This is a genomic window from Oceaniglobus ichthyenteri, from assembly GCF_003057885.1.
Taxonomy (GTDB): Bacteria; Pseudomonadota; Alphaproteobacteria; order Rhodobacterales; family Rhodobacteraceae; genus Oceaniglobus; species Oceaniglobus ichthyenteri.
The window spans coordinates 70,325-88,058 of record NZ_QAGK01000004.1 but is presented as its reverse complement, the minus strand read 5'-3'; the positions used below and the strand labels follow the sequence as shown (position 1 = coordinate 88,058).

Genomic DNA, 17,734 nt, shown 5'->3' with positions numbered 1-17,734 from the left:
CATCATCACGGATCCGGGGCAATTCACCATCGCCCCGCCATCCCGATAACCCCGTCACTCAATCAACGCGCCGCCCTGCTCGCAAAGTCGGTAACCGCTGCTTCGGGTTATGATATCAAAGTGCAGGTGATTGTCATGCTGTGCGTTCGATCCGGGCCCCAGGACCGTCGAAAAATCAAGACAGGCAGACGCCCTGACTGCATCCTGAAAACTTTCGGCAAGTGTGCCTTGTGCTTCGCGGGGTTCTATCGCGATTGGGCGACCTTTCGAAAACCGAAATCCCATCACATCAAAAGCATTTCCAAAAGCATGTTCTGACAGCTTTCCATCGGGCTGATTGTTGCGGCGACGACAAATGTAGCCAGATCCATTTTCGATTGCAGTCAGCGCACCGCGATCATCCAGTCGGCGCGCGGCGGGAAGAACGAAATCGCGGGTCCACTTTGCCAACGCCTGGGCCGTTGGGCAGCGTAAGATGGAGACCGGCTCAATCGCGACGCCGGGCGCGATTGCGCTGATGCTCAGGGGGCGCAGGATTCCGCAATCGGGGTCATTGTCGGGCACAATTGGATCGGTTTCCTCATAAACGACACCCATCGCGTCAAGCGTTGCAAGGCAGGCCGCATAGGCCGCGTCGTCAAGGCGCAAGATATCCCGTGTGCCCGGTCCGGGTTGGGGCGCCGCACGTTCAACCACGTGTATGTCAGATGGGGCGGTGCCGGTCGCGCCCTTTTCGGTTGGCCGCTGCTCGGGGATAGGTGATGTATCCGGCGCCGCCCCTTGTGCCACCACCGGGACCGCGGCAAGCATCAACAGTGCGATAATCCGCATCATTCCACGAATTCCACTGTCACACCTTCCTTGACCATATAGGCCAATTCTTCAACGTCCCAGTTTGTGAACCGGACGCATCCATGGCTTTCGTTCTGAAACAATGCGGCCGGCGTATCGGTGCCATGCAGCCCATAAGTGGGTTTGGAGAGATCAATCCAGACTGATCCGACAGGCCCATTTGGCCCCGGCGGCAATATCAGGGCCTCGTCAACGCCATCTGCAACGAAATTGACATCCGGCCGATAGGTATAGGTCGGGTCCATCGCCACGGCGACCACCTCAACCACCCCTTCTGGCGATGGCGTGTCCTCTGATCCGATTGCGACCGGGTAATTTGAAACCATATTGCCATTGGCATCAAACGTAACCGCGCGGTTGCTGGATTTGCGTATTTCTATCCGTGCGACGTCTGCCTCCATCCGCTCGCCGGGATCGGCGACTGTAATTGTCTCGCCCACGGTAAATGTTGCCCCTGTATTCAGGGTCGTAAGAAAATCCTCATCCATGTGAAACCGTTCTGCCAAACGCTCGCTTACCCGAACATAGCCCAGATGATCCATCTCGGCCTTGTCCCGCACATTATCGGGAATGGAGGTGACGAGGCCGGACACGTCGTCTTCGGTAATTTCATAGGACATCAAGACAGAATAAACGCCATTGCCCCCCAATGCGGTCCAAACTTCGGCATCCAGAATGCCATCAACGTGCAAACCTTCGCGCGCCTCGAAACCCCGTAGCGCGCTTTCGCTCATGCCGCCCTTGTACCCGTCGATTATGCCCGGTGAAACGCCTGCACGATCCAAAAGAACCTGCAACTTTACGGTCAGGCCCGACTGCCCTTCGGGCAGCGCCCCGCCATCATAGGCTGCCGTTTCGATCGCATCGGGTGTCAGGGCGGTTGCTTGGCCGGATATCAGAATCAGGGCAAAAGATAAAATAGCACGCATTGGCGAACCTCTTGTTGTGTCCTGCCTAACGCGGCACCGACACTTTGGTTCATAAAACGCCGCGTATAACAACATCGCGTGCGAGGTTTCGGCAGGTTTGAAACCACCGTTGGAACCCCGGCCACCCTGCCCCACACTACGCCAGTCGTGAACGACAAAAGGCCGCCCTAGAGCGACCTTTTCGTGAACCACATGGGGTGTGTGGCCTAATTGGAGCGGGCGAGGCGATTCGAACGCCCGACCCTAACCTTGGCAAGGTTATGCTCTACCCCTGAGCTACGCCCGCTTCCTTAGTACGGACGAGATACTCAAGCGGGCCGGTGGCTGCAAGGGGAAAATCCGTGTTGATCAAAAATTTTTGCGCCACGTGCGTCAGATCGGGAAGTTTCAACAGGGGGTCAGATCCGACCAAGGGCGCATTTGCCAAAATATACCGCTATTTCAATTGCCGCTGGGCCATTCTTGGTTCTATCCTTGGCGCAAAACGGGGGGCGGTATGCAGACATCATCGGTGCGGTTGGGCGTGGATATTGGCGGCACGTTTACGGATGTGGTTCTTGAAACCCCGGATGCGTCGTTTTCAACCAAGGTTCTGACCACCTATGCCGCGCCGGAAAACGCCATTATCGAAGGTATGCACCAGGTCTGCGCCAAGGCGGGACTGAGCGCGGCGGCAATTGGCCAGATCATCCATGGCACCACCCTGGCCACCAATGCATTGATCGAACGGCGCGGCGCCAAAACCGCGCTGATCACCACCCAAGGGTTTCGCGATGTCATCGAAATGCGCACCGAATCGCGGTTTGAACAATACGATCTGAACCTGACCCTGCCCGAACCGCTGCTGCCCCGTCAGATGCGATATCCTGTGGCCGAGCGTGTGGATGCGACGGGCGACGTGCTGATCCCGCTGGACCGGGCCGAAGTGGAAGCCATCGTCGACCAGATCAAACAGGCCGGGTATGACAGCATCGCCGTGGGGCTGATCCATTCCTATCTGAACGACAGTCACGAACGGATGATCCGCGATGTGCTGGCCGAACGGATGCCGGATGCGATGGTGTCGATCTCCTCCGAGGTCTCACCGCAAATGCGCGAATACGAACGGTTCAACACCGTCGTGGCCAATGCCTATATCAAACCTCTGATGAAATCCTATCTTGGCCGCTTGGCTGGGCGGCTGCGTGATGAAGGTGTCGGGTGCAACATTTTCCTGATGCATTCGGGGGGCGGCATCATCTCGCTTGAAAATGCCGCCGAATTTCCGGTGCGCCTGGTTGAATCCGGCCCGGCGGGGGGCGCGGTGTTTGCCGCCCATATCGCCGCGCGCTATGGGTTGGACAAGGTTTTGTCGTTTGACATGGGCGGTACCACGGCCAAGATTTGCCTGATCAAAAACCAAACCCCGAAAACCGCGCGGGTGTTTGAAGTGGCGCGCAGCTATCGGTTTAAAAAGGGATCGGGGATGCCGATTTCGATTCCGGTGATTGATATGGTCGAAATCGGCGCAGGGGGCGGCAGCCTGGCCCATATCGACAGTATGCGCCAGATCCGCGTCGGGCCGGAGAGTGCCGGATCGGAACCCGGCCCCGCCTGTTATGGGCGGGGCGGGGCAAAACCGGCGGTGACCGACGCCGATCTGGTTTTGGGGCGACTTGACCCCGATGTGTTTGCTGGGGGCGCATTTTCACTAAGCCGCACGGCCGCGCAAACCGCCCTAAGCACTGTTTTGGGCGATACGTTGGATATGGACGCACCGACCGCCGCCTTTGGCCTGGCCGAAGTTGTGGATGAAAACATGGCCAACGCCGCGCGGGTGCATGCGGTGGAAAACGGCGAAGACCTAAGCGGTTACACGATGATTGCCTTTGGCGGGGCGGCGCCGCTTCATGCTGGGCGGTTGTGTGAAAAGCTGGGCGTTTCGCGCCTGTTGGTGCCGCCGGGGGCCGGTGTTGGCTCAGCCATCGGATTTTTGCGCGCACCGTTCAGTTTTGAGGCGAACCGTTCGGTTTACATGAAACTGTCCCGATTTGACGCAGCCACAATCAAAACCTTGATGGCTGAGTTGCAAAACGAGGCGGCAGGGTTCGTGCGAAATTGCGATGACGCCGCCGAAATCCTGTCAGAGTTCAAAGCCTATATGCGCTATACCGGTCAGGGCTGGGAAATTCCCATCACTCTGACAGCGGATCAGGCCAGCGCGCCCGACGCGGCCACATTCAAACGTCTGTTTGAACAGGATTACGCCAAATTGTTCGGCCGCACGGTGGCGGGGTTGGATATTGAAATCACCGTCTGGTCGGTCAACGCCACCACCCCGCCCGAACAGGTGGCGCGCGTGGCCACGGCCACCGCAACCACCCCTGCCCCAACCACCGGTCAGCGACAGATTTTCGACCCGGCCTTGGGGCGCTATTTCGATGCTGCCGTGGTGGCGCGCGCCGATATGTGCCCCGGCATGATGGTTCAAGGCCCCGCCGCAATCACCGAAGATGAAACGACAATCATTGTCCCATCCAGCCGGGTGGCGATTTGCCAGCCAGACGGGTGTATCGACGTTGTGGAAAAGGATTGAACCGATGACTGAACATTCAACCGTCGCCTATCAGGTGATGTGGAACCGGCTGATTTCGGTGGTCGAGGAACAGGCCCAAGCCTTGGTGCGCACCGCGTTTTCCACATCGGTGCGCGAGGCGGGCGATTTGTCGGCGGGCGTCTATGACACCCACGGGCAAATGTTGGCCCAGGCGGTCACCGGCACGCCCGGCCATGTGAATGCCATGGCCGATGCGGTGGCGCATTTCATCCGCCGCATTGGCCGCGACACCATCGCCGAGGGCGATATTTACCTGACCAATGACCCGTGGGAGGGGACGGGCCATTTGCACGACATCACCATGGTCACCCCATCGTTTCATAAGGGGGCTTTGGTTGGGTTTTTCGCCTGTACCGCCCATGTGGTTGATATTGGCGGGCGCGGTTTGGGCGCGGATGCGGCCAGCGTGTATGAAGAAGGGCTGTATCTGCCGATCATGCGGTTTGCCGCCAAAGGCACGGTCGATCAAACCCTGATTCAGATCGTGCGCGGCAATGTGCGCGAGCCGGATCAATTGATCGGCGATCTTTATGCGCTGGCCAGTTGCAATGACATCGGCCATCGCCGCCTGATCGACATGATGACGGAATTCCAGCTCGACTCGCTCGATGGAATCGCCGCGTTCATCCTGGAAAATTCGCGCCGCGCCACGTTGGACCGTATCGCCGCCCTGCCCCGGCAATCGGCCACCGGGGAAATGACCGTTGATGGGTTTGCCACCCCGATCACACTCAAGGTCACGCTGACCATTCACGAAGACCGGATCGTTTCGGATTTCACCGGCTCATCGGCGGTGGACCCGAAAGGCATCAATTGCCCACTGGTCTATGCCAAGGCCTATGCCTGTTATGCGCTGAAATGCGCCATCGCGCCCGATATTCCCAACAATGCTGCCTCGCTTGCGCCGTTTGAAATTACCGCACCCGAAAACACCATTGTCAACGCGTTGCACCCCGCGCCGGTGGCCTTGCGCCATATCATCGGCCATTTCGTGCCCGACACTGTGTATGGCGCGCTCGATCAAATTTTGCCCGGTTTGGTGCCTGCCGAAGGGGCCGGATGCCTGTGCAACTTTCAACTCAGCCTGCGCCCCACCGCCGATGCCCCGCCCGGCGCGATCCGTGCCGAGGTGTTGACGTTTAATTCGGGCGGCACCGGCGCGCGGCCTGAATACGATGGGTTGAACGCCACCGCCTTTCCTTCCGGCGTGATGACCATGCCGGTTGAGGCGACAGAACACGCCGGCCCGGTCATCATCTGGCGCAAGGAACTGCGCCCCGATTCAGGCGGTGCAGGCAAACAGCGCGGCGGATTGGGGCAATATATGGTGGTCGGCGCACGCGACGGGCACGAGTTTGATTTCCAGGCGATGCTGGATCGCGTCGATCACCCCGCGCGCGGGCGGCGCGGCGGCGGGCCGGGTGCGCCCACCACGATTGCGCGCGATGATGGCACGGTGATGAACGGCAAAGGCAAACAATTCGTCCCCCACGGGCGGCGGGTGATGATGGCCTTTCCCGGCGGGGCCGGATACGGCGCGCCCGCCGAACGTGACCCGGCCCAAATCAAACGCGATCTGGCGCGCGGGTATATCAGCACAGAGGCGGCAGCGCAGACCTATGGGTTAAGCGCGCAAGACATTGCCAGCGTTGAAGCCGCCGTGCGCCGGGGCGATCCCGTATAGGGCGCACAGTCTTTGACACGCTCCGCAGGATGGTAAAGAGTTTGAAAAATGAACCACACGCCAACACATCAGACCTATGACATCGTCATCATCGGCGGCGGCATCATGGGCGCCGCGACCGCCTGGTTTTTGACCGAGCAGCCCGATTTTGATGGCCGGGTCTTGGTGGTTGAGCGTGATCCGAGTTACGAATTCGCCTCAACCACCCACACCAACAGCTGTATGCGGCAACAGTTTTCAACCGAATTGAACGTGCGTGTGTCGCAATTTGCCGCCGATTTCGTGAAAAACCTGCGCCGGTATATGGGCGATGATCCGCGCGTGCCCGACCTGACAATCCGCAGCTTTGGCTATCTTTATCTGGCCGATAGCGATGATTTTGCCAACACATTGCGCGCCAATCAAAAGGTGCAACTGGCCGCCGGGGCCGCGACCCGGCTGCTTACCCCTGATCAGATCGCGTCGGAATATCCGTTTTATAACGTCGATGACATCATGCTGGGGTCGATCAATACCGTGGATGAGGGGTATTTTGACGGCTCGACCCTGTTTGATTGGTTTCGCCGCAAATCACGCGAACGCGGGGTGGAATATATCCACAACGAGGTGGTCGCCATGGCCCGCAACGCCAACCGGATTGACAGCGTGACGTTGAAATCGGGTGCTGTGGTGGGCTGTGGCCAGGCGGTGAATGCCTCTGGCCCACGCGCAGTGGAAACGGCAAAGATGGCGGGCCTGACCTTGCCGGTTGAGCCGCGCAAACGGTTTACTTGGGTGTTTAGCGCTGAAACTCCGCTGGATCGGGATTTGCCGCTGACCATTGATCCATCGGGCGTGCATGTCCGTGAAAACGGCGGCGGCACCTATATGGCCGGGGGCCACCCCGACCATGACCCAACCGCGCCCTATGACGATTTCACCATGGATCACGGGTTTTGGCAGGATCACGTCTGGCCGATCATCGCCACCCGCATCCCGCAGTTTGAGGCGATAAAGGTGCAAAGCGAATGGGCCGGGCATTATGCCTATAACACGTTGGATCATAACGCGATCATCGGCCCCCACCCCGAGGTTTCGAATTTCCTGTTTCTGAATGGGTTTTCGGGTCACGGGCTGCAACAATCCCCGGCGATGGGGCGCGGCACCGCCGAAATGTTGGTGCATGGACGCTATCAAACGCTTGACCTGACGCCGTTTCATTTTGACCGGATCGCGGCCCAGCGCCCGATTTTGGAACAGGCCGTAATCTGACTGAAAGGCACGATATGAAAAAACTTGTACTGACCGGCGCGGCCGGATCTTTGGGCGGGCATCTGCGCGCGCCGATGGCGGCGATGTGTGACGAATTGATTTCGACCGATATCGTGGAAGAATTGGAGGATCTGCAGCCCAACGAACGCTATGTTCAGGCCGATCTGGCCGATCTTGAGGCGATGATCGATGTCATGGCCGGGGCCGATATGGTGGTGCATATGGGCGCGTTTGTGGATGAGGGACCGTTTGAAAAACTGCTTGGGCCAAATTTTATCGGGGCTTATAATGTATGGGAGGCGGCCTATCGCAACGGGCTGCGCCGGGTGATTTACGGCAGTTCGATTCACGCCGTCGGCATGTACCCCAAAACCCAGGCGATAGATACCGAAGTGCGCCATCGCCCCGATACGTTTTATGGTCTGGCGAAATGTTTTGCCGAGGATCTGGGCAGCATGTATTGGGACAAACGCGGCCTTGAAAGCGTGCATATGCGGATTTTGTCTTGCGCGCCCGTCACCAATGCCCGCGCTTTGGGGTCGTGGCTGTCGTATGATGATATGGTGCGGTTGGTACAAAGCTGTATCACCACGCCGATCACCGGTTTTTCAATCGTTTATGGCGTGTCTGACAATGATCGTGCGCCGGTCGACAATACCAAGGCGCGGTTTCTGGGGTATCGCCCACAAGACAACGCCGAACAATTCGCCGATGAGATTTTGGCAAAAACCGGCCCGCTTGATCCGCAAGATCCGTTTCATGCCTGCCACGGCGGGCCATTTGCCGCCGTGAAATTGGGCGAACCGGCGTCAAGCATCACCAAAGGCGCGGATCAGCCGGAAGAGTAGTGAAACAAAAACGCCGCGTCACATGGCGCGGCGTCTATCTGTTCTTGTCTTTCGTACGGCGGCACCGCTCTGAGCAATAGCGGACATCATCCCACACCTTTTCCCACTTCTTGCGCCATGTGAACGGCTTTTCACATGTTGCGCATATCTTGTGCGGCAGGTTTGATTTTTTAACGGTGCGTGGCATGAACCGAAGTTAAATTCAGATCGCCCAATGGCAAGTGTTATTCAGCGACGGGTGCGCCTGTTTCGGTTGAAACAGCCTCGCCTGTTCGGCTGTCAATTTGCACGGCTGCGCCTTCGGGCTCGCCGCCTTTATAGACTGTCCAGCCGATGAAAGCTGCCAAAATCAGGGCGGCAAATCCGATTGCCGCGCCCATGCCGAAAAGGGCGGGCTTGTGATGTTTCTCTTGTTTTTTTACGTTTGTGTCAGGTGCTGACATGGTGGTCTCCTAACTCTCATTGCTCGGCCATTGATGCCGATGGGTTGTGGACCTAACGTGCAACTCAGCCAAAAGTTCATTTGCCGCTTTTTCGAAAGGCCCCCCATGAAAGACGCCGCACCCCAAACAATTCGCCTAGCCGATTACCGCCCGTTCAGCCATTTGATCGACAGTGTTCACCTGACATTTCGCCTGTCGCCCCGGGCCACGCGGGTGATTTCACGCATTGGCTTTCGGCCCAATCCTGACGCTGACGCCGCGAACACGCTGCGTCTGGATGGTGAAAACCTGACCCTGATCCGCGCCACGATTGACGGCGTGCCGGTGACCCCCGACATCACGCCAACCCACCTGACTTGTGCCGTGCCGGATGGCGCCTTTGTGTGGGAGGCCGAAGTGGAAATCGCCCCTGAAACCAACACCGCGCTTGAGGGGCTGTATATGTCAAACGGCATGTATTGCACCCAATGCGAGGCCGAGGGTTTTCGCAAAATCACCTATTACCCCGACCGCCCCGATGTGATGGCCCCCTTTACAGTACGCATTGAGGGCGACGCACCTGTTTTGCTGTCAAACGGCAATCCCGGTGACAGCGGCGCAGGGTTCGCCGAATGGCACGACCCGTGGCCAAAACCCGCCTATCTGTTTGCCTTGGTTGCGGGCGATCTGGTGGCCCATTCCGGCCAATTCACCACAATGAATGGCGATGAAGTGGCGCTGAACGTCTGGGTGCGCCCCGGCGATGAAGGCAAATGCGATTATGCTTTGGATGCCCTTATTCGCAGCATGAAATGGGATGAACAGGTCTATGGCCGCGCCTATGATCTGTCGGTGTTCAACATCGTTGCGGTTGATGATTTCAACATGGGCGCGATGGAGAATAAGGGGCTTAACATTTTCAATTCAAAGTATGTTCTGGCCAGCCCCGAAACCGCCACCGACCGGGATTATGAATTTATCGAAGGCATCATCGCCCATGAATATTTCCACAATTGGACGGGCAATCGCATCACCTGTCGCGATTGGTTTCAGCTGTGTCTGAAAGAGGGCCTGACCGTGTTTCGCGATCAGCAGTTTTCGGGCGATATGCGCTCGGCTCCGGTAAAACGGATCGAATCGGTGCTTGCCCTGCGCGCGCGCCAGTTCCGCGAAGACAACGGGCCGCTTGCCCATCCGGTGCGCCCCGAAAGCTATATCGAGATTAACAATTTTTACACCGCGACGGTTTATGAAAAAGGGGCCGAATTGATCGGCATGTTGAAACGTCTGGTGGGGGATGATGCCTATGATAACGCCCTGACCCTGTATTTTGATCGCCACGATGGCCAGGCCTGCACGATCGAGGATTGGTTGCAGGTGTTTGAAGATACAACAGGCCGTGACCTGAGCCAGTTCAAACGCTGGTACACCCAGCCGGGCACGCCGCGCCTGAAGGTTGAAGAGAGTTATGAAAACAACCGTCTGACCGTTAAATTGACTCAGCACACACCGCCCACGCCGGGGTATCCCGAAAAGCGGCCACAGGTTATTCCGATTGCCTATGGGTTGATCGGCGAGGATGGCGGCGATCTGATCGGTACGGAAATGTTGGTGATGAACACGGCAGAAACCGAACTGACCTTTGACACCAACGGCACGCGGCCCCTGCTTTCGCTGCTGCGAGGGTTTTCCGCGCCAGTGATCGTCGAACGCAGCCTGACCGCAGAGCAGCGGGCGTTTTTACTGGCCCATGACACCGATTCCTTTAACCGCTGGGAGGCGGGGCGCGCCTTGGCAAAGGATGTGCTGATCGCGATGATCACCGATAATGCCGCCCCTGATCCGGCCTATTTGAACGCGCTTGCCCAAGTCATCGGTGATACCACGCTCGACCCGGCGTTTCGCGCGCTGGCGCTGTCCCTGCCCAGCGAGGATGATCTGGCACAGTCTTTGTTTGATGGCGGCCTCACCCCCGATCCGGCGGCGATCCATCATCAACGGCAACGCTTGACCAAAGAGATCGCCAAGGCCCACGCCGATGCCTTGGCACATACCTATGCCGATTGCGCGCTGTCCGGCCCCTATAGCCCCGATGCCAAGGCGGCGGGACTGCGCGCGTTGCGCATGACCGCCCTTGGGTTTTTGTCGTATCTGGATGATGGGGCGCGGGCGCGCGACCAATTCGCAAGCGCGGACAACATGACCGAAAAACTCGGCGCGTTGTCTACGCTGCTGGCGATTGGCAAGGGCGAAAATGAGGTCGCGGCATTTTACGACGAATGGTCCCATGACCGTTTGGTGATGGACAAATGGTTCATGTTGCAAGCGATGCAGGCTTCGCCGGAAAAGGCGGCAGATGTGGTGCATGCCCTTGGTCAACATGCCGATTTCGATTGGAAAAACCCCAATCGGTTCCGATCGCTGATCGGCGGTTTGGCGGCAAACCATGGTGGGCTGCACCATGTTGGCGGCGCGGCTTATGATCTGATTGCGGATTGGTTGATTCGGCTTGATCCGCTCAATCCGCAAACAACGGCACGGATGACGACGATTTTCGAAACCTGGCGGCGCTATGACCCCGACCGACAGGCATTGATGCGCGCTGCGTTGGAACGGATCAAATCCACACCGAACCTGTCGCGTGATTGTGCCGAAATGGTCGGGCGCATTCTCGGCTGAACAGGCGCCGCCCCTTTTGCAGGATCATTGGGGGCGGCGGCATTCTGGATGATTTCGCAGATCGGGCGGAAATTTGGCGAATCGCCGCCCCCTGCGCCAAAACCGCTCACTTCAGGGCTATTTGCCGTCCGGGCCGGGGCATCGGCCGCGGGCTGCTGTTGATCTGGCAATAGGCCTGACTGCGCAGCCAGTTGGCCATATCCTGACGTTTTGTCGCCGATCGCATTGGCCCCCAATCTGCGGCAACGCCCCCCCATCTGGGCGATTGGGCATGAACCACGCCATCGCGCGGCACGGTGACCGACAGGATGCGAATCGCACAGGCCAGATTGGCCGGCCCACTTTGCAACGCGCCACCTGTGCGCGCCTTGCACCCATAGCCCCGCGCCGTTGCGGGCAGAATTTGCAAAAGACCATACCAGCGCCCGCCGCCGCCCACCGCTTTGGGCTTCCAGGTGCTTTCGTGTTTGGCCAAGGCCGACAAAAGCCCCACCCAAAACGCCCGCCGCACGGGTTTTGATGCTGTTGGATATCCCGGGCACCACTGGCCGATGTCACGCGGCACAATATCCGCAAGCGGCGCACCATGGGATTTAAGCGCGCCAAGGGCGGCACGGGTCCAGACATCGCTTTCGCCACGATGATCCCAGCGGGTCTGGGGAATGAACTCGGGCGTGAACGCGGGGCGGGGCATCGGGCGCAGGCTGCGCTCGGGGCCGGCCATGGCCGGGCCCAGGCCAAGCACTGCCCAAAAAAGCAGGCAGCGTAGGGATTTATAAAGGCAGCCCGGGATCATTTTGGTAGGATGCCAATGCGTCTGGCCCCTTGCAAGATGATTCGCCAACGCGATCAGGACGGTTGGCAGTAACTTTGCTGGCGGGTCCAGGTCTGCATGTCGGCGCGTTTACCGGCACTGTGGAAGGGGCCCCAATCCAACATGCCCCGGCTCACCGTGCCACGTTTGCTGACCTGCGCGGTGGCGATCCGCACGGCACATTGCAGATTCGCAACGCCATCTTTCAATGCATCGCCCGATTTTGCCGCACAGCCATAGCCACGCGCCGTGCGCGGATCAATTTGCACCAGACCAAACCAACGCCCACCACCGCCAACGGCCTGTGGATTCCAGGTGCTTTCATGTTTTGCCAGTGCGCTCAGCAATCCGGCCCAGAATGCGGCGCGGTCTGTCGGCGAAGCCGTGTCGTAACCGGGGCAATATGTGGCAATGTCGCCTGGTGTCAGCGTGTGCAGCCCGGCGGGATTGGCCTGTAGCGCGGCAATCGTCGCTTCGGTCCAGTTCAACGCCTCGGGGCGGTGATCCCAACGCATGGCCGGGCGGGTGTCGGGTTCTTGGGTGGCGGGTGCCTTGGCACCGCATGCGGCAAGCGAAAGTGCCAGCGCAAAAGCGATAGAAATACGTTTCATCATGTTCATTTTGGCAGCACCGGGCGGAAACTGTCCGGCACCGGTGGCATAAAACCCGCGACCCCCTTTTGGCAACGCTGTTGTAAAACGTCGGCGAAAACCCGCGCCCCTTGCGCGCAATCCCGCCCTGACCTAAAACGCAAACGGTCGTTTTTAACACAGGTGCGCCATGCTCGATCTTACGTTTGAAGCCCCCAAGCCCAAGGTCATCTCGGGCGCCCAGCATGATTGGGAGCTGGTGATCGGGCTTGAGGTTCACGCCCAGGTGGCCACAAAGGCGAAACTGTTTTCGGGCGCGTCGACCCAATTTGGGGCGGAACCCAATTCAAACGTGGCATTTGTGGATGCCGGAATGCCGGGCATGTTGCCGGTCATCAACGAAGGCTGCGTGGCGCTGGCGGTGAAAACCGGGCTGGGGTTGAAGGCCGAAATTCATCTGAAATCGGCCTTTGATCGGAAGAATTACTTTTACCCCGACCTGCCTCAAGGATACCAGATTTCGCAACTTTATCATCCGATTGTGGGCGAAGGCGAAGTGATCGTCGATATGGCCCCCGGCGTGGCGCGCCGTGTGCGGATCGAGCGGATTCACCTGGAACAGGACGCCGGTAAATCGATTCACGATATGGACCCGACCATGTCATTTGTCGATCTGAACCGCACCGGCGTGGCCTTGATGGAAATCGTATCACGCCCCGATATTCGCGGCCCCGAAGAGGCGGCCGCCTTTGTCGTGAAGCTGCGCCAGATCATGCGCTATCTCGGCACTTGCGATGGCAACATGCAAAACGGCAATTTGCGGGCCGATGTGAACGTGTCGGTCTGCCGTCCCGGCGATTACGAAAAATACATGGAAACACAGGATTTTTCCCATCTTGGCACCCGCTGTGAAATCAAGAACATGAACTCAATGCGGTTCATCCAGCAGGCGATCGAGGTTGAGGCACGCCGCCAGATTGCCATCATCGAAGATGGCGGCAAGGTGGTGCAGGAAACCCGCCTGTATGATGTGGAAAAGGGTGAAACCCGCTCGATGCGCTCAAAAGAAGAGGCGCATGATTACCGCTATTTCCCCTGCCCCGATCTGTTGCCCCTAGAGATTGAACAGGGGTTCGTCGATGACATCGCCGCGTCCCTTCCCGAACTGCCCGACGAGAAAAAAGCGCGATTCGTGCGTGATTTCGGGATGACAGAATATGACGCCAGCGTTCTGACCGCAGATGTGGAAAATGCCGTTTATTTTGAACAGGTTGCCCAAGGGCGCGATGGTAAACTGGCCGCAAACTGGGTGATTAACGAATTGTTTGGCCGGTTGAAAAAGGATGATCTGGGCATTTCCGACAGCCCGGTGTCGCCCGACCAATTGGGCGGGATCATCACCCTGATCAGCAGCGGCGACATCAGCGGCAAGATCGGCAAGGATTTGTTTGAAATCGTTTACACCGAAGGTGGCGATCCTGCTGAAATTGTTGAACAAAAAGGCATGAAGCAGGTCAACGACACCGGCGCGATCGAGGCGGCAGTTGATCAGATCATCGCCGACAATCCGGCGCAGGTGGAAAAAGCCAAGGTAAACCCAAAGCTGGCGGGCTGGTTCGTGGGCCAGGTGATGAAAGCCACCGGCGGCAAGGCAAATCCGGCGTCGGTGAATCAGATCGTGGCGGCAAAGCTGGGCCTTTGACGGGTGTGACCCCGGCGCGGCGCGCCGTTTCCTGCGCCGCATCTGCCACCTCATCCTACCAAAGCGGCCATATTGATTCGGTGGATTGCGGGATCGGCGGCAATAGCACGCCATCGGCAGACGCTTGGGGCTTTTACACTGCCCCGGGCGTTTGGTATAATGTGCCAAAATCAGAAAGAGCGGGTTATGTTGTCATTTGAATATGTCGTGGTGCCGGCACCAAAGAAAGCGCCCAAGATCAAAGGCGCAAAAACCAACGAAGCGCGGTTTGCCGCCACGCTCAGCGAATTGATGAACGTCTATGGTGCCGAAGGGTGGGAATATATCCGCTCGGACACGCTGCCGTGCGAAGAACGGTCGGGGTTTACCGGCACCAAGACCGTGTTTCAGAACATGTTGGTGTTTCGTCGGGTGCTGGAGGATGGCCACGCGCCCTATGTCCTGCCCGAGCTGGACGATACACCCACCCCAGAGGAATTGGCCAGTGAGCTGAGCGCCGAACCTGCCGAGCCGGAAGAGGCGTACACACCGCCGCCACCCCCGGCCCCGCGTGTTGCCGCGCCCGCGCAACGCGAAGCGGTGGCCGCCCCGGCACCCGCGCCAACACCGGCCCCATCCGTAACGGCACAACACACCGAAACGCCCGTTGCCGCCCCCCAGACGGCGCAAGCGCCCGTGGATCATGGCAAAAGGCCACTTTTCGGCGCAGCACGTGAGGGGGCAACCGGCCCTGCGCCGCGGCTTGGCCCTGCGGGGCCGAACAAATCAGCCCCCCGCTCTGCTGCGGATCGGTTTGAAGGGCGCTAACCCGCCTTGATATCCAACGCCAAGGCGTGGATCTGCCCCATTACATCTGGCCCCAATGCCGCGTGAACCGCGCGGTGGCGGGCCACGCGCGACATCTCGGCAAAGGCGGGTGCGGTGATCGACACGTTAAAGTGGCTTTCGCCGCCTTCCTGAAACCCGGCATGTCCGCGATGCGATTCGCTGTCATCCACCACATCAAGATGTGTGGGCGTGAATGCGGTCTCTAACCGTGTGCGAATCTCGGTGGTCATAGTTCCTTTGGTCACTGACATTTTTCTAAAATCTCCCCTTCCCTCTGTGGCCTAAACCACTAGACTGTGAGGCCCGAGTCGGAAAGGTGCTGATATGGCCAAAAGTGACCCCTTTGGTTTTGATCTCCGCGTTACTGCGGCAAAAAAGAAAAATCCCCGCGGCCGGCGCGGTATGTCGGGGGCGTTTGAAACGTCGACCCGCGTATGCGAACACCCCGGTTGCGAAGAGGGCGGGCAGTATCGCGCGCCCAAATCCCCTGATCATCTGGATGAATACCTGTGGTTTTGCAAAGATCACGTGCGCGAATACAATTTGAAATGGAATTTCTTCAACGGCACCACCGAAGAAGAAATGGAAGCCCAGCTTGACAGTGACCGGGTCTGGAACCGCGAAACCAAACCCTTCAGGAAATCCGAAGAACAGCGCGCCTGGTCGCGCCTGGGCGTGGATGACCCGCATCAGGTGTTGGGTGAAAATGCGACCCGCAATCCGGGCAAATCGGTGACCGGCACACGGCGCCTGCCCCCCACCGAACGGCGCGCCATCGACATTCTCGAGGCCAAGGATCATTGGACAAAACCCGAGATTCGCAAGGCATACAAATCGCTGATCAAGGTGTTGCATCCGGATATGAATGGCGGCGATCGCGGCCACGAAGAACAGTTGCAAGAGGTTGTCTGGGCCTGGGACCAGATCAAGGAAAGCCGCAATTTTACAGGCTGATTTGCGGCAAACCGGCCGAAAAAAAAGTGTTTTCGGCGGCCCGCTTAACCCCCCGGTAATTCTCATGCCCCATGGTCACAACACCGGAGAATTTCCGGGTGTTGTGACAAGGGGCATGTTTTGGCTATTGCGACAAAACCTCTGAATGGGGTGCGCATTTTATTGGCGGAAGACGAACTGTTGATTGCGATGTTTCTGGATCGCGTTCTGACGCAGGCGGGTGCCGATGTGACCCGCGTTGCATCGGTTGCCGAAGGGATCGAACAATCAGACAGCGTCTATGATTGTGCGCTTCTGGATGTTTCTCTCAGCGATGGTGAGGTGTTTCCACTGGCCGACGCGCTGCATACCCGCGGCATTCCTTTGGTGTTTCACACAGGCAACGCCAGCGGATATGACGGTTTGCGGGCCTATGGCGCCCCACCGCGCGCCTTGGAAAAGCCTGCGCACGGGTCCGAAATACTGGCCGCGCTTTGTGCAAGTCTGGCAAACACCCCCGCCCCCCACAGCGCCTGAACCCATGCTGAGGAGCAGTAAAGACAATGAATGTTGCGATACCAAAATTTGCCGAAATGACCCACCAGGATCTGACCGATCGCGCGGCGCTGGCACTGGCGTCGGGTAACATGGGCAGTTTTGAGTGGAACCTTGTCACTGACGAGGTGATCACAGATCAAAAACTGCGCGAATTGTGGCATTTGCCAAACAAGATACTGAGTGGTGCCAAGGTGTTCGAAATGATTGAACCAAAAGATCTGCCTGATCTGAACAAATCCGTCGCACGGGCCCTGAATCACGACGAAGATTACAACGCGACCTTTCGCGTCAATCGCCCCGATGACACAACTGTCTGGGTCTCCGGGCGCGGACGGGTGGTTGAACGGGACCAGTTCGGCAAAGCACTGCGCCTGTTGGGATTGAATTGGGATGTCAGTCAGGCAAAAGATCAGGAAGACAGGCTGATCCATCTGGTGCGTGAAATGAACCATCGCGTAAACAATGCCTTTGCCCTGATCGGTTCGATGCTGATGATCGGGCGCGAAACGGCGCAGGATCTGGATGGGTTCGCCGACATGATGTCAACACAGGTACATGCCCTTGCCGATGCCCATCATCTGGTCGCCGATTTCTTTCTGCATCGCCCCGATTGCAAGGATCGCGTGCGTTTCTCGGCGGTTTTGGACAAGGTGATGCGCAGCTGGCGCGCCGGGCCGCTTGCGTCACGCATTGTCGTTCAGTTGGAGGATGATCCGGATCTAAACCCGCAAAACATCGCGGCCCTTGCCATGGTTTTATATGAACTGACCAGCAATGCGGCAAAATATTCGGTGCTGGGCGCGCAAACCGGACGCCTGAACATCCATGCTCGCCTGAAAACCGATGATGTTCTGCATCTGGACTGGCACGAAACCCTGGATCGCCCGCGCAAAACCCCTGTCGGTGAAATATCCGGCACCGGCTTTGGCGCGATCCTGACAGAACATTGCCTGAGCAAACTGAAGGCATCCAATATTCAGCGCAATTTGCACGATACCGGGTTTCATTTCGCCGTGGATATCCCCGCGCGTCCGCCTGCCTGACCCTT

The 17,734-nt window shown here is 58.4% G+C and carries 17 protein-coding genes and 1 tRNA gene; 10 read left to right on the top strand and 8 right to left on the bottom strand.

The genetic code is table 11. The features are described from left to right. Positions 1–54 precede the first annotated feature (54 nt). From C8265_RS07740 to C8265_RS07730, 3 genes are all read right to left on the bottom strand, one after another. A complete protein-coding gene (locus C8265_RS07740; RefSeq protein WP_108483431.1) occupies positions 55–834 on the bottom strand; it encodes an extensin-like domain-containing protein in 780 nt (259 codons plus the stop codon). Beyond that, positions 831–1,781 carry a L,D-transpeptidase family protein gene (locus C8265_RS07735; protein WP_108483430.1) on the bottom strand — a complete coding sequence of 317 codons (951 nt, stop codon included), beginning with the start codon at positions 1,779–1,781 and terminating at the stop codon, positions 831–833. The genes C8265_RS07740 and C8265_RS07735 overlap by 4 nt, the downstream gene beginning before the upstream one ends. A 211-nt stretch (positions 1,782–1,992) precedes the next feature. Beyond that, positions 1,993–2,067, bottom strand: a tRNA-Gly gene (locus C8265_RS07730). 210 nt (positions 2,068–2,277) lie between these two features. On the opposite strand from C8265_RS07730, the gene C8265_RS07725 reads away from it, so the two are divergent. The 4 genes from C8265_RS07725 to C8265_RS07710 are packed head-to-tail and all read left to right on the top strand — an operon-like array spanning position 2,278 to position 8,160. Further along, entirely contained in the window at positions 2,278–4,356 is a 2,079-nt protein-coding gene (locus tag C8265_RS07725; RefSeq protein WP_108483623.1) for a hydantoinase/oxoprolinase family protein, read from the top strand. 4 nt (positions 4,357–4,360) lie between these two features. Continuing rightward, complete coding sequence (locus C8265_RS07720) at positions 4,361–6,061, top strand: hydantoinase B/oxoprolinase family protein (RefSeq protein WP_108483429.1); 1,701 nt, start codon at positions 4,361–4,363, stop codon at positions 6,059–6,061. Between the two features lie 48 nt (positions 6,062–6,109). Continuing rightward, the gene (locus tag C8265_RS07715; RefSeq protein WP_108483428.1) at positions 6,110–7,312 is read left to right on the top strand and encodes an NAD(P)/FAD-dependent oxidoreductase; all 1,203 of its coding nucleotides are present in this window, start codon (positions 6,110–6,112) and stop codon (positions 7,310–7,312) included. 14 nt (positions 7,313–7,326) lie between these two features. Next, positions 7,327–8,160: an NAD-dependent epimerase/dehydratase family protein gene (locus C8265_RS07710; protein WP_108483427.1), complete on the top strand. Its 834-nt coding sequence runs from the start codon at positions 7,327–7,329 to the stop codon at positions 8,158–8,160. Between the two features lie 34 nt (positions 8,161–8,194). Here C8265_RS07710 and C8265_RS07705 read toward each other — a convergent pair whose 3' ends face one another. Both C8265_RS07705 and C8265_RS07700 read right to left on the bottom strand, forming a co-directional pair. Beyond that, positions 8,195–8,347, bottom strand: coding sequence for a DUF2256 domain-containing protein (locus C8265_RS07705; protein ID WP_108483426.1), 153 nt, complete (start codon positions 8,345–8,347; stop codon positions 8,195–8,197). Positions 8,348–8,384: 37 nt separating this feature from the next. Continuing rightward, a complete protein-coding gene (locus C8265_RS07700) occupies positions 8,385–8,603 on the bottom strand; it encodes a hypothetical protein (protein WP_108483425.1) in 219 nt (72 codons plus the stop codon). Positions 8,604–8,708: 105 nt separating this feature from the next. Between C8265_RS07700 and pepN the strand changes: the two genes are divergently transcribed. Continuing rightward, on the top strand, positions 8,709–11,261 hold the full coding sequence (pepN, locus tag C8265_RS07695; RefSeq protein WP_108483424.1) for an aminopeptidase N: 2,553 nt from the start codon (positions 8,709–8,711) through the stop codon (positions 11,259–11,261). Between the two features lie 106 nt (positions 11,262–11,367). On the opposite strand, the gene C8265_RS07690 is transcribed toward pepN, so the two are convergent. Both C8265_RS07690 and C8265_RS07685 read right to left on the bottom strand, forming a co-directional pair. Further along, positions 11,368–11,985 carry a transglycosylase SLT domain-containing protein gene (locus C8265_RS07690; RefSeq protein ID WP_240611012.1) on the bottom strand — a complete coding sequence of 206 codons (618 nt, stop codon included), beginning with the start codon at positions 11,983–11,985 and terminating at the stop codon, positions 11,368–11,370. 125 nt (positions 11,986–12,110) lie between these two features. Beyond that, on the bottom strand, positions 12,111–12,686 hold the full coding sequence (locus C8265_RS07685; protein WP_108483622.1) for a lytic transglycosylase domain-containing protein: 576 nt from the start codon (positions 12,684–12,686) through the stop codon (positions 12,111–12,113). Positions 12,687–12,855: 169 nt separating this feature from the next. Between C8265_RS07685 and gatB the strand changes: the two genes are divergently transcribed. Together gatB and C8265_RS07675 are read left to right on the top strand one after the other, a co-directional pair. Continuing rightward, on the top strand, positions 12,856–14,367 hold the full coding sequence (gatB, locus tag C8265_RS07680; RefSeq protein WP_108483422.1) for an Asp-tRNA(Asn)/Glu-tRNA(Gln) amidotransferase subunit GatB: 1,512 nt from the start codon (positions 12,856–12,858) through the stop codon (positions 14,365–14,367). Positions 14,368–14,553: 186 nt separating this feature from the next. Then, a complete protein-coding gene (locus C8265_RS07675) occupies positions 14,554–15,174 on the top strand; it encodes a DUF4177 domain-containing protein (RefSeq protein ID WP_206050309.1) in 621 nt (206 codons plus the stop codon). On the opposite strand, the gene C8265_RS07670 is transcribed toward C8265_RS07675, so the two are convergent. After that, entirely contained in the window at positions 15,171–15,425 is a 255-nt protein-coding gene (locus C8265_RS07670; RefSeq protein ID WP_240611011.1) for a BolA family protein, read from the bottom strand. The two genes, C8265_RS07675 and C8265_RS07670, sit on opposite strands and share 4 nt — an antisense overlap. A 94-nt stretch (positions 15,426–15,519) precedes the next feature. On the opposite strand from C8265_RS07670, the gene C8265_RS07665 reads away from it, so the two are divergent. The 3 genes from C8265_RS07665 (at position 15,520) to C8265_RS07655 (ending at position 17,729) form a co-directional block, all read left to right on the top strand. Continuing rightward, positions 15,520–16,149, top strand: coding sequence for a DnaJ domain-containing protein (locus tag C8265_RS07665; protein WP_108483420.1), 630 nt, complete (start codon positions 15,520–15,522; stop codon positions 16,147–16,149). Between the two features lie 120 nt (positions 16,150–16,269). Then, positions 16,270–16,665 carry a response regulator gene (locus tag C8265_RS07660; protein WP_126623153.1) on the top strand — a complete coding sequence of 132 codons (396 nt, stop codon included), beginning with the start codon at positions 16,270–16,272 and terminating at the stop codon, positions 16,663–16,665. A gap of 26 nt (positions 16,666–16,691) precedes the next feature. Then, positions 16,692–17,729, top strand: a complete 1,038-nt coding sequence (locus C8265_RS07655) for a sensor histidine kinase (protein ID WP_108483418.1) — start codon at positions 16,692–16,694, stop codon at positions 17,727–17,729. Positions 17,730–17,734 lie beyond the last annotated feature (5 nt).

What these genes read in the sequence shown, in the direction of transcription:
- gatB (WP_108483422.1), top strand. Translation starts at nt 12,856, where the DNA reads ATGCTCGATCTTACGTTTGAAGCCCCCAAGCCCAAGGTCATCTCGGGC.
- C8265_RS07705 (WP_108483426.1), bottom strand. Translation starts at nt 8,347, where the DNA reads ATGCCACGCACCGTTAAAAAATCAAACCTGCCGCACAAGATATGCGCA.
- C8265_RS07725 (WP_108483623.1), top strand. Translation starts at nt 2,278, where the DNA reads ATGCAGACATCATCGGTGCGGTTGGGCGTGGATATTGGCGGCACGTTT.
- C8265_RS07670 (WP_240611011.1), bottom strand. Translation starts at nt 15,425, where the DNA reads ATGACCACCGAGATTCGCACACGGTTAGAGACCGCATTCACGCCCACA.
- C8265_RS07655 (WP_108483418.1), top strand. Translation starts at nt 16,692, where the DNA reads ATGAATGTTGCGATACCAAAATTTGCCGAAATGACCCACCAGGATCTG.
- C8265_RS07665 (WP_108483420.1), top strand. Translation starts at nt 15,520, where the DNA reads ATGGCCAAAAGTGACCCCTTTGGTTTTGATCTCCGCGTTACTGCGGCA.
- C8265_RS07685 (WP_108483622.1), bottom strand. Translation starts at nt 12,686, where the DNA reads ATGAAACGTATTTCTATCGCTTTTGCGCTGGCACTTTCGCTTGCCGCA.
- C8265_RS07675 (WP_206050309.1), top strand. Translation starts at nt 14,554, where the DNA reads ATGTTGTCATTTGAATATGTCGTGGTGCCGGCACCAAAGAAAGCGCCC.
- C8265_RS07740 (WP_108483431.1), bottom strand. Translation starts at nt 834, where the DNA reads ATGATGCGGATTATCGCACTGTTGATGCTTGCCGCGGTCCCGGTGGTG.
- C8265_RS07690 (WP_240611012.1), bottom strand. Translation starts at nt 11,985, where the DNA reads ATGGCCGGCCCCGAGCGCAGCCTGCGCCCGATGCCCCGCCCCGCGTTC.
- C8265_RS07720 (WP_108483429.1), top strand. Translation starts at nt 4,361, where the DNA reads ATGACTGAACATTCAACCGTCGCCTATCAGGTGATGTGGAACCGGCTG.
- C8265_RS07715 (WP_108483428.1), top strand. Translation starts at nt 6,110, where the DNA reads ATGAACCACACGCCAACACATCAGACCTATGACATCGTCATCATCGGC.
- C8265_RS07710 (WP_108483427.1), top strand. Translation starts at nt 7,327, where the DNA reads ATGAAAAAACTTGTACTGACCGGCGCGGCCGGATCTTTGGGCGGGCAT.
- pepN (WP_108483424.1), top strand. Translation starts at nt 8,709, where the DNA reads ATGAAAGACGCCGCACCCCAAACAATTCGCCTAGCCGATTACCGCCCG.
- C8265_RS07700 (WP_108483425.1), bottom strand. Translation starts at nt 8,603, where the DNA reads ATGTCAGCACCTGACACAAACGTAAAAAAACAAGAGAAACATCACAAG.
- C8265_RS07735 (WP_108483430.1), bottom strand. Translation starts at nt 1,781, where the DNA reads ATGCGTGCTATTTTATCTTTTGCCCTGATTCTGATATCCGGCCAAGCA.